This window comes from Hydrogenovibrio sp. 3SP14C1 (genome assembly GCF_029625905.1).
Lineage (GTDB): Bacteria > Pseudomonadota > Gammaproteobacteria > Thiomicrospirales > Thiomicrospiraceae > Hydrogenovibrio.
In genome coordinates this window covers 1-250 of sequence record NZ_JARTLM010000242.1, presented here as the reverse complement: position 1 = coordinate 250, position 250 = coordinate 1, and the positions used below count along the sequence as shown (strand labels likewise).

1 pseudogene is annotated in these 250 nt (G+C 62.0%); it reads left to right on the top strand.

What is annotated here, in order from left to right:
* Positions 1-250, top strand: a pseudogene (locus P8629_RS12420) (guanine deaminase); the annotation flags it as partial.

The following is a 250-nucleotide window of genomic DNA, read 5'->3' as shown; positions in this document are numbered from 1 at the left end:
CCAAAAGCGGCAGCTGCGCATGCTGGTAGGCAAGGTACTGATGGATCGCAATGCCCCCGATGCCTTGATGGATGGCGTCTCGGGTATCTCTGACACAGAGCGGCTCATCGAGGACTGGCACGGGAAGCAGCGCCTCGGTTACAGCGTTACCCCGCGTTTTGCGCCCACCTCGACCAGAGCACAAATGGACGCGGCAGGTGCCCTGCTGCGCAATGACTCTACCCTATGGCTGCAGACCCACCTCGCCGAG